The sequence below is a fragment of the Nocardiopsis baichengensis YIM 90130 genome, assembly GCF_000341205.1.
GTDB classification, from domain to species: Bacteria; Actinomycetota; Actinomycetes; order Streptosporangiales; family Streptosporangiaceae; genus Nocardiopsis_A; species Nocardiopsis_A halophila.
Genome location: NZ_ANAS01000020.1, coordinates 1 through 13262, shown reverse-complemented (window position 1 = coordinate 13262; position 13262 = coordinate 1). Strand labels below are relative to the sequence as shown.

The 13262-nt window shown below is 71.2% G+C and carries 7 protein-coding genes; 1 reads left to right on the top strand and 6 read right to left on the bottom strand.

Annotation, left to right across the window (positions count from 1 at the left end):
- Positions 1-44: 44 nt before the first annotated feature.
- From C892_RS30075 to C892_RS0116755, 5 genes are all read right to left on the bottom strand, one after another.
- Complete coding sequence (locus C892_RS30075) at positions 45-863, bottom strand: hypothetical protein (RefSeq protein ID WP_026124424.1); 819 nt, start codon at positions 861-863, stop codon at positions 45-47.
- 707 nt (positions 864-1570) lie between these two features.
- Positions 1571-2566, bottom strand: a complete 996-nt coding sequence (locus C892_RS0116770; protein ID WP_017558116.1) for a hypothetical protein — start codon at positions 2564-2566, stop codon at positions 1571-1573.
- 558 nt (positions 2567-3124) lie between these two features.
- Positions 3125-4123, bottom strand: a complete 999-nt coding sequence (locus C892_RS0116765) for a hypothetical protein (RefSeq protein WP_017558115.1) — start codon at positions 4121-4123, stop codon at positions 3125-3127.
- A gap of 491 nt (positions 4124-4614) precedes the next feature.
- Positions 4615-5253, bottom strand: a complete 639-nt coding sequence (locus tag C892_RS0116760) for a response regulator (protein ID WP_026124422.1) — start codon at positions 5251-5253, stop codon at positions 4615-4617.
- A gap of 5 nt (positions 5254-5258) precedes the next feature.
- Complete coding sequence (locus C892_RS0116755; RefSeq protein WP_017558114.1) at positions 5259-9512, bottom strand: HAMP domain-containing protein; 4254 nt, start codon at positions 9510-9512, stop codon at positions 5259-5261.
- Positions 9513-9824: 312 nt separating this feature from the next.
- Between C892_RS0116755 and C892_RS0116750 the strand changes: the two genes are divergently transcribed.
- Positions 9825-11993 carry a SpoIIE family protein phosphatase gene (locus tag C892_RS0116750; protein WP_026124421.1) on the top strand — a complete coding sequence of 723 codons (2169 nt, stop codon included), beginning with the start codon at positions 9825-9827 and terminating at the stop codon, positions 11991-11993.
- Positions 11994-12006: 13 nt separating this feature from the next.
- Here the strand turns inward: C892_RS0116750 and C892_RS32305 are convergent, their stop codons facing one another.
- A complete protein-coding gene (locus C892_RS32305; RefSeq protein ID WP_017558112.1) occupies positions 12007-13191 on the bottom strand; it encodes an RNA-guided endonuclease InsQ/TnpB family protein in 1185 nt (394 codons plus the stop codon).
- Between the last annotated feature and the right edge of the window lie 71 nt (positions 13192-13262).

Here is a 13262-nt window from a genome sequence, read left to right as displayed (position 1 = left end):
CTCACCGCGCCCGCCTCCTTGGAATCCGGTCGGTCACGACCCGGTCAGTCGTCCGCGCCCGGCCGCTTTCTGGCCAGGTACATGGCCGTGCTCCCCGCCCCCAAGGACACCGCACCGGCACCCGCCAGGCCCAGGAGCGCCGGGCCCGTCACCGGCAGGTCGCCCAGCGGCGTGGAGATCGAGCGGCCGTTCCCCCCGGCCGCCCGGTCGTCGCCGCCACCGGAACCGCCGCCGTCACCGCCGCTCGCGCCGTCCTCGGCGACCGTGAGTTCGAGCAGCGGGTCGACCGACTTCGCCGGGGCGCACTCGGTGACGGACTTGTCCCCCTCGGCCTCCACGACCATCTGCACCGCACCGGGCGTGAACGTGAGGGACCCGGCACGCTCCGGGGTGGTCTCCGCGGACGAGCCGTCGAAGTCCCACTCGAGCCCGAACGGCCCGTCGCCGCGCGTCGCGCGCACCGTGAAGTCCATCGTCTCCTGGGGCGCGGCCCTGCCGCCGAGCTCCACCGTCCCCGTCTCGGTCACGGCGTCCGCCTCGATGATCCCGCCGTCCTCATCGACCAGCCAGGAGTAGTCGCCGGCGAAGACGGCGCCGACCTGGACCCTCTGGCCTTCCGTCGGGTCCTCGGGCACCGCCCAGGCGCTCCACAGGAACTTCTGCTCCGTGGTCCCGCGGTCGTTCGGCAGGGTACAGACGTAGTCGAGTTCGGCGACGTGGTCCCCGAACTCCTCGGGGTCCGGTCCTTCCAGCTCAAGGGGATCGGCACCGTCGTCATCGGGGTCGCCGTCCCTATCGTCCGTCCCGTCGTCCCCCTCATCTCCGTCGGGCGAGGCTTCGTCCCCGTCCTGAGACGCCTCCATGTCCGGCGAGGGCTCCTGGGCGTCCGCGCCGTCGTCGTCCCCGGGCCGCTCCGTGGAGGGGGAGGCGTCGGGCGAGGGGGAAGGCGAGGGCGAGGGGGATGCCGACGGGCCGACGGGGGACCGTTCGGCCGTGGGAGAGGCGGATGCGGACGCGGACGGTTCCGCTTCCGGCGCGTCGGCCCAGGCAGGGGCGGATCCGGCAGCGACGAACGCCGCTAGTGCGGCGAGACCGGTTGCGATACGGGGGGACACGGGCCCACGCTCCAGTCATGATGGGGGATGTAGGGGGTGTAGGGGCGGTTGAGAGGCGTGTTCCTTCGCTCCGCATCCGATCCTATGCCGCCCGCAGGACGGGTGCGAGGGACCCGTACGATGCACTGCCCCGGGGAGCGGCGGCTTCCCCGGCCAGGGCGCTCCCCTCGTCCGAGGCACCGGAGCCGGTGGAGAGGGCGCCCTTCTTCCCACGGGTGGTGTACATCACCGCGCCACGGTCGCCCCCGCGAGCACCGCGGCCGTCGCAGCGGCCGCCCTGCCGGATGGTGACGGTTCGGAGGCGTGAACGACTTCCCTCCTCTGTTCGGTGGGAGGCGGGCCGTCCGAGCGGGAAGCACGACGGGCGACGGTTCCCCGTCGCCCGTCCGGTCCGCGCGGGGCCCGGGTCATCGCCGGGCGCCCGCGCGGGACTTCAGCTCACGTCGTCGGACACCTCAGGCATCGGTCTCGGACGCGGCGGCCTTCTTCCTGCGGGAGAAGTACATCGCCGCACCGCCACCGCCGACCGCGGCCACAGCCGCGGCCACCATGCCGCCCAGCGCCGCACCGGTCACCGGCAGGCTCCCGCCGTCGTCACCGCCGGCCGAGCCGTCACCGGGCGCAGGCTTGTCATCACCCTTGTCACCCTCATCGCCGTCACCCTGGTCACCACCGGGGTTCTGGCCGTCGCCACCGTCCCCGTCCCCGTCGTCACCGCCGGGGCCCTGGCCGTCGCCGTCGTCACCGTCGTCGCCACCCGGGTTCTGGCCGTCGCCGTCATCCCCGCCGTCCCCGTCGTCACCGCCGGGGTTCTGGTCTTCGCCGTCGTCGCCGCCGTCGTCCCCGCCGGTGACGGTGACCTCCGTCAGGACCGGGGTGGGGGTCGCGTCGGGGGCGCAGGTGGTGGTCGTGCTGGTGCCGTCCTCCTGCTCCGCGATGACGGTGATACCGGAGGGCCGGTAGGTGATGGAACCGGGGCGGGTGAGCTCGCGCTCGCCCAACATGCCCTCGTCGTCCCAGCCCTCCGTCTCCTCGAACGGGTCCTCGGCGCTGCCCGACCAGTTCGCCGTGAGGTGCTCCTCGGGGCCCGCCGCGCCATCGCCCTCGGAGCGGACCCGCCCCCGGAGGGACAGGGAGGTGACCGGACCGCCCTCTTCGACGGTCCAGTAGGTGAACCCGCCGAAGTACCCGCCGTGCATCAGGGTGCTGCCGACCTCGGCCTCACCGTCGACGGCACTGGTCTCGAAGAACCACCCCACCGTGACGGCCTCCTCGTCACCCCACTCGCTGGTGCAGGTGTAGGCGACCTCGGCGAAGGACTGCTCAGAGGGGGCGTCCATCGTCTGAGGGGTCTCAAGGCCGGCGTCCTGCTTCGCCTCGGGAGCCTCATCCGCCAGGGCGGGGGCCGCGCCCAGGGCGGCGAAGGCGAAGACGGCGAAACCGGCGGTCATGCGTCTGGTCGTACGGGACAACGTCGATCGCTCCAAATCATCGGGGGATCGCTCACCGCTGCGGCCTCCGGAGCACCCCTGGGGCGAGGGCTCTGGGAAAGGCGAGGGAACAGGACGCCCTCCGCTTGCGGAGGCCGGCCTCATGGCGCGTGAGCGGGCGCGCCGCCACGAGGGCGACTGAAAACATGACAAGCGTAGCGATGCGCGCGTTTTAGGACTTCAAGCACCGTCGCGCTCTGCTGCACGAGACCGGATCGATACGCCCCCGCTCCAGGCCCCCGAACGGCCTCCCACTCCCCTCGGCCGACGTCTCCGCAGGTGAATGAAGTCCCACTACGCCCCGCGACGCCACGTGCGGCGACGAATCCCTCGCTTTCGGCACAAGGTTCACATGGCCCCTCACCGTTGGCCGGATTCGGCCAGCCGCTCGTCGAAGGCACCACCGACCGAAAACAAGGGCGGCGGGGTCGCCCCGCCGCCCTCTCGTCGGTCGGCCGTTCAGCCGGGCCCTGCGTGGACCCGGGTCATCGAACGGTCACCGGCCACTCACAGACCGGGTCAGACCTCCGCGTCACCGGACGCCGCGGCCTTCTTCTTGCGGGAGAAGTACATCGCCGCACCTCCACCGCCGACCGCGGCCACAGCCGCGGCCACCATGCCTCCCAGCGCCGCACCGGTCACCGGCAGGCTCCCGCCGTCGTCACCGCCGGCCGAGCCGTCACCGGGCGCAGGCTTGTCATCACCCTTGTCACCGCCCTTGTCGCCCTCATCGCCGTCACCCTGGTCACCACCGGGGTTCTGGCCGTCGCCACCGTCCCCGTCCCCGTCGTCACCACCGGGGTCCTCGCCGTCACCGTCGTCACCGTCGTCGCCGCCCGGGTTCTGGCCGTCGCCGCCGTCCCCGCCGTCTCCGTCGTCACCACCGGGGTCCTCACCGTCGCCGTCGTCACCGTCGTCCGGGTCCTCCGGCTCCTCGGGGTCCGGCTTGCCGGACACCGCCACGCGGGTGATCTCGGAGTCGCCGGCCGGCGTGCACGAGGTGACCCAGTGCTCGCCGCTCTCGAAGAGCACGCTGGCGACGACGTCCCCGCCGCTGAACACCAGGTTGCTGCCGTCTCCGGCCCGGGTGCCCGCCTCCTGGCTCGGGTACTGCCAGTCGCCTTCCTCGGTGCCCTCCTGGAAGGCCTCCGCCGGCGCGCTCCCGGTCCAGCGGCTCTTGAAGGTGACCTTCTCGTCGGTGGCGGCGCCGCCGGACAGGTCGACCTCGTGGCGGACGGTCACGCGCTCGACGTTGCCGGCGCCCTCGGGGTAGGCGTAGCGCCACTGCGAGTTGCCGAGGGACCGGACCTGTTCGCCCGGGTCGAAGGAGTCACCGTTGGTGACGCCGAACGTCCATTCGATCTGCCCGCTCTCCTCCCAGCCCTGCTGGGAGGTGCAGTCGTAGTCGAAGGCCTTGGTGATCGGCTCGGGCTCCGCATGCGCGGACAGGGCGCTGCCCAGGGCGGCGAAACCGAAGACCGCGAAACCCGCGGCCAGGCGCTGTGGAGTACGCGACACGTTCTTGCTCCGATTCGGATCGGGATAGGGGAATGCTTCGCGCACCGGGGATGTGGGAGGGGGCGGTGCACCGATCGCGGCGGGGCGCCGGCAGGGACAGGATCGGGCCCGCATCGGGGAGCACCGGGGCGGCGGCACCGGCCGCGCGGCCTTCGGCGGCGCTCCCTGCGATGGGCTGAACGCTAGCAACGGGGAGCCCGCCTGGACAGCGGCGGAACATGAGGGCACCGCCGCCCCCCGACCCCCCTTCATGTGCCACACGTCACACCGGGCGGCCGGGTGATCGGGGGAACCGGATCGGGCCGACACCGCCCACCTGCGCCGACCGCCCCCGCCCGATCGGCCGTTCGAACACGTTCCGTCATGACACGGCCGACGGATCGTGGACCCCATATGCGAATGACCTGGGTGGCCGGATCCGGCCACCCAGGTCATTCCTACTCAGGGTGATGGGCGGGCTGCACCGAGCGCGGCCGCTGCCCGCCCGGCCCCTACTCCGCGCCGTGCAGCGACTCCACCATCGTGGACAGCTGCGCCATCGAGCGGTCCAGCGCGCGCACCGCCTCCACCGTGCGCGGGTCCGGGTCCCGCTCCGCGGTGACGATCAGCTCCCGCAGCTGCTCCAGGCTGGTGTTGACCTCGGCCATGCGCCGCGACAGCCGCCCGGTCAGCGACTCGGTCTCGGCCCCGGTCTCGTCGCCCAGCTGCCGCCGCAGCAGCCGGGCCTGGTCCTGCAGCCGCCGCTTGGTCTGGAACAGCTCCACGAAGACCTCCACCTTCGACCGCAGCACCCACGGGTCGAAGGGCTTGGTCAGGTAGTCGATGGAGCGCGAGGCGTACCCGCGGAAGACCTGGTGCCGGTCGACGCCCACCCCGGTCAGGAAGATGATCGGCACGTCGCGGGTCTTCTCCCGCTGCTTGATGTGGGTGGCGGTCTCGAACCCGTCCATCCCCGGCATCATCACGTCCAGCAGGATGACCGCGAAGTCCTCCTCCAGCAGCGCCTTGAGCGCACCCTCGCCGGAACTGGCGCGCACCAGGTTCTGGTCCAGTGAGGCCAGGATGGCCTCCAGGGCCGTGAGGTTCTCATCGCGGTCGTCCACGAGGAGGATGTTGGCCTTCTGCGCCACGTCCACTACTCCTGCTCTTCGGGGCCGTCCTCGCCGGAGCCGGGCTCCAGCCACTTCTGAATCACGTCGAGCAGGTGGTCCAGGTCCACCGGCTTGGTGACGTAGTCCGACGCGCCCGCCTCCAGGCTGCGGTCCCGGTCGCCCTGCATCGCCTTCGCGGTCAGCGAGATGATCGGCAGGTCGGCGAACTGGGGCATCTCCCGGATGGCGCGCGTCGTCGCATTGCCGTCCAGCTCGGGCATCATGATGTCCATCAGGACGACCTCGACGTCCTCGTTGGCCTCCAGCTTCTCGATGCCGGTGCGGCCGTTGTCGGCGAAGAGCACGGTGAGCCCCTGCGCCTCCAGCGCGCTCGCCAGGGCGAACACGTTGCGGATGTCGTCGTCGACGATGAGCACCGTGCGGCCCTGCAGGACCTCGCGGTGCTCCACGTCCGGCGCCTCCTCGCCGTCCTCGGCGTCCTCGGCCTCGGTCCCGCGCAGCACCGGGACCGCCTCGGGCTGCTGGTCCGGCTCGGGGTCGGGCTCCAGGTCGGGCAGGACGGTCAGGTCGGCCGGGCTGTCGGGCGCCTCGGGCATGGCCACCCCGGTGGTCAGCGGCTCGATCTCGGCCGAGTCCGTCGCCTCCAGCGGCGGGACCGCCTCCAGCCCGTCGGCCATCCGCTCCTCCACGCCCTCGGGCAGGCGCACCGGGAGCAGCAGCGTGAAGCTGCTGCCCTGGCCGACGGTGCTCTCCACCCGAATCTCCCCGCCCAGCAGCCGGGCGAAGTTGCGGCTGATGGACAGCCCCAGGCCGGTGCCGCCGAAGCGGCGCGAGGTCCCGCCGTCGCCCTGGTGGAACGCCTCGAAGATGACCTGCAGCTTGTCCTCGGGGATACCGATTCCGGTGTCGGCCACCGAGAAGGCGATGACCTCCTCGTTCTCCCCGAACAGGTCCAGGTCGGCGTCGTCGAGCGCCCAGGCCGGGCGGATCAGCAGCCGCACCTCGCCCGAGGAGGTGAACTTGACCGCGTTGGAGAGCAGGTTGCGCAGGATCTGCTGGAGCCGCTGCTCGTCGGTCCACAGGTAGTTGGGGATGTCCGGGGACACCTCCACGCCGAACGCCAGGCCCCGGTCGCTGGTCAGCGGCCGGAAGGTGGCCTCGACGTAGTCCACCAGCTGGCCGATGGCCACGTCGGCCGGCTGCACCTCCACCCGGCCCGACTCCACCTTGGCCAGGTCCAGGATCTCGTCGATGAGCTCCAGCAGGTCGCTGCCGGCCTTGTGGATGGTCTGGGCGAACTCCACCTGCTTGGAGGTCAGGTTCTGCTCGGTGTTGTCGGCCAGCAGCCGGGCCAGGATGAGCAGGCTGTTCAGCGGCGTGCGCAGCTCGTGCGACATGTTCGCCAGGAACTCGGACTTGTACTTGGAGGAGACCTGCAGCTGGTGCGCCCGGTCCTCCAGGGAGCGCCGCGCCCGCTCGATCTGCCGGTTCTGCAGCTCGATGGCGCGGTTCTGGCTGGCCAGCTGCCCGGCCTTGCTGTGCAGCTCGGCGTTCTTGCGGCGCAGCTCCTCCTGCTGGCGCTGCAGCTCGTTGGAGCGCTCCTGCAGGGCGATCGTCAGCTGGCGGGACTGGGCCAGCAGGTACTCGGTCTTGGAGTTGGCCAGCACCGTGTTGATCGTGGTGCCCAGCAGGTTGACCAGCTCGCGCAGGAAGTTGAGGTGGACCTCGCGGAACTCGCCGAAGGAGCCGAACTCCACCACGCCCAGGACCCGGTCCTCCGAGACGATCGGCAGGATCGCCAGGCTCAGCGGCGGCGCCTCGCCCAGGCCCGACTCCACGCGCACGTAGTCCGCCGGGACGTTGATGACGATCTGCTCGCGCTTCTGGGCGACCGCCTCGCCGGCCAGGCCCACCCCGGCGCGCACCCGGCGCCGGGCCTCCTCGGGCTGGAAGCCGAAGCCGGCGTAGAGCCGGTACACGCCCTCGTCGTCCTCGTCCTCGGGCAGGTAGCAGGCGCCGTGCTGGGCGTCGACCAGCGGCGTCACCTCGGTCATGATGAGCCGCGCCAGCTCGTTGAGGTCGCGGTGGCCCTGGATGCGCGCGGAGACGCGGGCCAGGTTGGACTTGAGCCAGTCGTCGTCGCGCTGGGCGGCGGTGGTCTCGCGCAGGTTGGCGACCATCAGGTTGATGTTGTCGCGCAGCTCCAGCATCTCCCCGCGCACGTCCAGGTGGATGTTCTGGGTCAGGTCGCCCGCGGTGACCGCCGCGGCCACCTCGCCGATCGCCCGCACCTGCGTGGTCAGGTTGGAGGCCAGCTCGTTCACGCTGTCGGTGAGCTGCTTCCAGGTGCCCGAGACCCCGTCGACCTTGGCCTGGCCGCCCAGCTGGCCCTCCGAGCCCACCTCGTGCGCCACCCGGGTGACCTCGATGGCGAACGCCGAGAGCTGGTCCACCATGGTGTTCACGGTGTCCTTCAGCTGCAGCATCTCGCCCTGGACGTCGACGGTGATCTTCTTGGTGAGGTCACCGCGCGCCACCGCCGTGGTCACCTGGGAGATGTCGCGCACCTGGTTGGTCAGGCTCTGCGTCATCGAGTTGACGTTGTCGGTCAGGTCCTTCCAGATGCCCGACACGCCGCGCACCTCGGCGCGCCCGCCCAGCTGGCCCTCGGTGCCCACCTCGCGGGCCACCCGGGTGACCTCGGCGGCGAACGCCGAGAGCTGGTCCACCATGGTGTTGATGGTGCCCTTCAGCTCCAGCATCTCGCCCTTGGCGTTCACCGTGACCTTCTTGGTCAGGTCGCCGCCGGCGACGGCGCGGGTGACCTCGGAGATGTTGCGCACCTGGTAGGTGAGCGAGTTCGCCATCGAGTTCACGTTGTCCGTGAGGTCCTTCCAGACCCCCGACACCCCTCGGACGTGCGCCTGGCCGCCGAGCGTGCCCTCGGTGCCGACCTCGCGCGCGACGCGGGTGACCTCGTCGGCGAAGGAGTCCAGCTGGTCCACCATCGTGTTCACGGTGTCCTTCAGCTCGAGCATCTCGCCCTGCGCGTCCACGGTGATCTTCTTGGACAGGTCGCCGCGCGCCACCGCCGTGGTCACCTGCGAGATGTTGCGGACCTGGTAGGTCAGCGAGTTCGCCATCGAGTTCACGTTGTCGGTCAGGTCCTTCCAGACCCCCGACACGCCCTTGACGTTGGCGCGCCCGCCCAGCTTGCCCTCCGAGCCGACCTCGCGGGCCACGCGGGTGACCTCGTCGGCGAAGGAGTCCAGCTGGTCCACCATCGTGTTCACGGTGTCCTTCAGCTGCAGCATCTCGCCCTGGACGTCCACCGTCACCTTCTTGGTGAGGTCGCCCCGCGCGACCGCGGTCGTCACCTGGGAGATGTCCCGCACCTGGTTGGTGAGGTTGTCGGCCATGGAGTTGACGTTGTTCGTCAGGTCCTTCCACGTGCCGGAGACGCCCTTGACGTTGGCGCGCCCGCCCAGCTTGCCCTCGGTGCCCACCTCCCGGGCCACCCGCGTCACCTCGTCGGCGAACGTGGACAGCTGGTCGACCATGGTGTTCACGGTCTCCTTGAGCAGCAGCATCTCGCCCTGCACGTCCACGGTCACCTGGCGGCTCAGGTCGCCGCGGGCGACCGCGGTGGTGACCGTGGAGATGTCGCGCACCTGCGCGGTGAGCCGGGAGGCCATCTGGTTGACCGCCTCGGTGACGTCCAGCCAGGCGCCGGAGACGCCCTCCACCTCCGCGCTGCCGCCGAGCTTGCCCTCGGTGCCCACCTCCCGGGCCACCCGGGTGACCTCGGTGGTGAACTTGCTCATCTGGTCGGCCATGCGGTTCACCGAGACCGCCAGGCGGCGCAGGTCCCCGTGCAGGTCGCCGCGGCGGCTGGTGAGTTCGGCGCGCTGGGACAGGTCGCCGCCGGCGACCGAGTCCAGGATCCGCGCCACCTCGGTGACCGGCTCGCTGACCTCGTCCAGCATGTGGTTGAGGGCGCGCACGCTCTTGCCCCAGGCCCCGCGGGCGGGGCTCACTGAGACCCGCTCGGTCAGCCGCCCCTCCTCGCGCACCACGTCGCCCACCCGCTGCAGCTCGCTGCTGAGCTGCTCGCAGTGGTCGAGGACCTCGTTGAAGACGGCGGCGATCTCGCCCGCCTTGCCGTCGGCGCGGGGGTTCAGCCGGACGCTGAAATCGCCGTCGCGCATACTGTAGAGGGCGCCGAGAAGCTCGTCGAAGTGCTCTTCCGTCGCCGGCGCCCGGGTCGCCTCGGGCATCGATCCCCTCCTAAGCGCTGCGTGCGGGGCCTCCGGCCGCCGCCCGCACCGCCGCGGAACACGGGGGGTGCGGGCACACGGGGGCCTCGGTGGTCACACCGCGCGGCCGGGCTGCTCGGCACAGGGCCGTTCTGCCATGATGACTTGCGTTGTCTCCTACTGTGCCCACGCGGACGCGTTTTCGACACCGCCGGGGGCCGGTAGCGGGCGAGATGGGGGTATGGGTGAATCATGCGGATGCGGCGACGGGGCTCGTCCGCCCTGAACCGACACTGAAGGAAACCGTACGGCTTCACAATGCCACATGACACGATGAGGGTCGCCCACAGGGAGTTCCCCCCTGTGCCGGAGGCGGCGGGAGACGCCCGCGTGTTCGTGCGGGAGACGCTGGACCAGTGGGCGGTCGGACAGTCCGCCGACGACGCGGTGCTGCTCGCCAGCGAGCTGGTCACCAACGCGGTGATCCATGCCGAGAGCCCGCTGGAGGTCACCGTCCGCCGGCTCCAGGGCGCCGTCGAGGTGGTCGTGGCCGACCGGGTCCCCGAGCGCGCGGTCCCCCAGGCGGGCCCGCTGAGCGTGGACACCACCCCCTCCACCGACAATACGCGCAACGGCGGGCTCGGCCTGGCCCTGGCCGCGGCCATCGCCTCCTCCTGGGGCGTGGCCTACAGCAAGCAGGACAAGGCCGTCTGGTTCCGGGTGCTCGACGCCGAGGACGCCCCCGAACCGCCGCTGGCCCCGCCCGACCCGGTGCACCCGCCGCGCCGCCGGGCCCCGCGCCCCGGCCCGTGGGCGGCGCTGGACGCCGCGCTCTCCGCCCGCCTGTCCCTGCCCGACCTGCTCGACCGCACCGTGGAGTACGCCCGCTCCGCGCTGGGCGGCGACGCCGCCTACATCTCCCTGGCCACCACCGACGAGACCGAGTGGGAGGTACGCGCCGGGGTCGGGCTGACCGACGCGCCGTGGCGGCCGTTCCGCAGCCGCACCGAGGAGACCTTCCCCTCGGCCGCCCCGGCGCCCGGAGCGGTGATCAACGACGACCTCATGATCGCCCGCGCGCACCGCGGGCGGCTGGCCAAGGCGGGCATGCGCTCGCTGGTGACCGCCCCGCTGATCGTGGAGGGGCGGATCACCGGGCTGATCGGGGTGGCCTCGCGGCGCATCCGGCACTTCGGCGACACCGCCGCCCGGAGACTGCAGGAGGGCGCCGACAAGATGGCGCTGCCGGTCGAGCGCGCCCGCCTGGCCGAGGTGGAGCTGCAGCGCCGGGCCTCGCTGAGCTTCCTGGCCGAGGCCAGCGACCTGCTCACCGGCACCCTGGACGAGCCGCTGACCGCCGCGCTCGCCGCCCAGCTCACCACCTCCCGGCTGGGCGACTGGTGCGCGGTGCACATCATCAACGACCTCGGGGTGACCCGCCTGGCGCACGCGGTGCACACCAACGAGAACTACAACGACGTGCTGCGCACCCTGCTGTCCACGCTGCCCCCGTCCGAGCAGCACAGCCCGCGCCCGCTGTGGAACCGCGAGATGGTCGCGGCCGCCGGGATGGAGGACGAGCTGAGCCTGGAGCTGGCCGAGAGCCCGGCCATCAGCATCCCGCTGATGGCGCACGGGCGCGAGCTCGGCCGGATGACGCTGGGCCGGCCGGCCGACGCCGACTTCACCCGCGAAGACGTGGACGTCGCCAACGACTTGGCGCGCCGGGTCGCCTCGGCGATGGAGAACGCGCGGCTGTACGCCGGGCAGACCGAGATGAGCGAGGCGCTGCAGCGCAGCCTGCTGCCGGCCAAGGAGAAGGAGCCGGAGATCCCCGGCGTCGACCACGCGGTGTTCTACCGCCCGGCCGACGAGCGGACCGTGGTCGGCGGCGACTTCTACGACGTGTTCGCCACCGACGGGCGGTGGTGCTTCGCCATCGGCGACGTGTGCGGAACCGGCCCGGAAGCGGCCGCGGTGACCGGCCTGGCCCGGCACACCCTGCGCGCGCTGGCCCGGGAGGGGTATTCCCCGGCGCACATCATGCACCGGCTCAACCTGGCGATCCTGGACGAGAACACCTCGACGCGGTTCCTGACGATGCTCTACGGGGAGATGACCCCGGCGGGCGGCCCGGGCGAGGGCATGCGCCTGCGCCTGGTGTCGGCGGGCCACCCGCTGCCCCTCAAGCTGGACCGCAAGGGCGAGGTGACGCCGGTGGGCACCTCCCAGCCGCTGCTGGGGGCGTTCGAGGACGTGGACTTCTTCACCGAGACGGTGGAGGTGACCCCGGGGGACGTGCTGCTGGCGGTCACCGACGGGGTGACCGAGCGCCGCAGCGAGACCAGCATGCTGGGCGACGAGGGGCTGACCGAGATCTTCTCGGCCTGCAACGGGCTGACCGCCCAGGCGGTCATCGTCCGCATCGACCGCGAACTGGAGGAGTTCGCCCCGGGCGGCCACACCGACGACACGGCGATGCTGGTGCTGCGGTTCCTTTGACATCCTCTCCCGCCTAAAGGCGGGAGAATCCAGCCAACGGGCCATGTCCGCCGCTGGTGGTTGACGCTTCGTCGCCCGGGTACCCCCGAAGGCTCCACGTCCTGACACCCGCAATATCCTGGGGCGCTTCCTGCTTTGCCGCGTGTCCGATGTTGCGCGCGGCATTGGTGTCTGCGTTCTCGGCGTGCCCGCATCCGGGGGCCTTGCACACGAACCGGTCTTGTGACTCCCGGTTGCCCGGGGTGGTGAACCCGCATACCGAGCAGCGGCGCGAGGTATCGGGGGCGGGCACCTTGACCAGGTGGCCGCCCCGGTCGAACAGCTTGTACTCCAGCAGGGCGACCGTTCGCCCCCACGCCTCTTTGCTGATCGACCGGTTCAATCCGGCTTTCTGACGGACGTTGGTACCCGGGCCATCCACGGTCCCCTTGGCTGACCTGGTCAAGTTGGTGATGTTCAGGTTTTCCGCCCCGATCACGCCGAAGGTCTCGGCGAGTACGGTGGTGGTCTTGTGCTGCCAATCCAGGGCGCGTCGCTTGGCTCTCGCGCGCACACCTGCGATCTGGTCATAGGTCCGCTTGAGCCGGTGCGAGGTCGTCTCGCCCGGCTCGCGGGAACGCCGCTGGCGTTCCTTCTTCTTCTCCAACCGGCGCAGGCGCTCTGTCTCACCTCGGCTCAGCCAGGGATCGTGTTCGCGGAAGCTGCCGTCTGAGAGCGCCAGCGGTTTGGCGATTCCCCGGTCGATACCGACCCCTGGGCCGACATGCGGGGCCGGTTCCTTCACCTCGGTGCGCACGCGGAACACCACATGCCACCCGCCGGCCTCTTTCACCAGTCGGGCACCGGTCACCCTGTTCTGCACGTCGGCGTACTTGCCGACCGGGAGATCTTTGGTCCACCGGAACCGGATCACACCGACCTTGGGAACCTTCACCACGCCCCATCGGCGGCTGATCCTCCTGATGCCGAGGTCGCGCCCCTGGGGGACGTCGATGCCCATCCGGGAGCGGAATCGCGCCTTGAACGTCGGTTCCCCGGCGCGTCCTTCCCAGCAGTTCACCCATGCCCGGAAGTACGTCTTCAGCACCGCTTGGGCAGCTTGGGCGGGAAGGTCGGACAACCAGCCGATGTCCTTGCGGGCTTGGCGGATGGCCGTGTCGGCGTCCTTCAGCGATACCCGCCGGTTCTCGCTGGCCATGGTCCACCAGTCGTGGAGGAGGTTTGTTTCGTGCCGGGTTCTTTAGAGGCTCGGAACCAACGCTTCGTCCT

What these genes read in the sequence shown, in the direction of transcription:
- C892_RS30075 (WP_026124424.1), bottom strand. Translation starts at nt 863, where the DNA reads ATGGAGGCGTCTCAGGACGGGGACGAAGCCTCGCCCGACGGAGATGAG.
- C892_RS0116770 (WP_017558116.1), bottom strand. Translation starts at nt 2,566, where the DNA reads ATGACCGCCGGTTTCGCCGTCTTCGCCTTCGCCGCCCTGGGCGCGGCC.
- C892_RS0116755 (WP_017558114.1), bottom strand. Translation starts at nt 9,512, where the DNA reads ATGCCCGAGGCGACCCGGGCGCCGGCGACGGAAGAGCACTTCGACGAG.
- C892_RS0116750 (WP_026124421.1), top strand. Translation starts at nt 9,825, where the DNA reads ATGAGGGTCGCCCACAGGGAGTTCCCCCCTGTGCCGGAGGCGGCGGGA.
- C892_RS32305 (WP_017558112.1), bottom strand. Translation starts at nt 13,191, where the DNA reads ATGGCCAGCGAGAACCGGCGGGTATCGCTGAAGGACGCCGACACGGCC.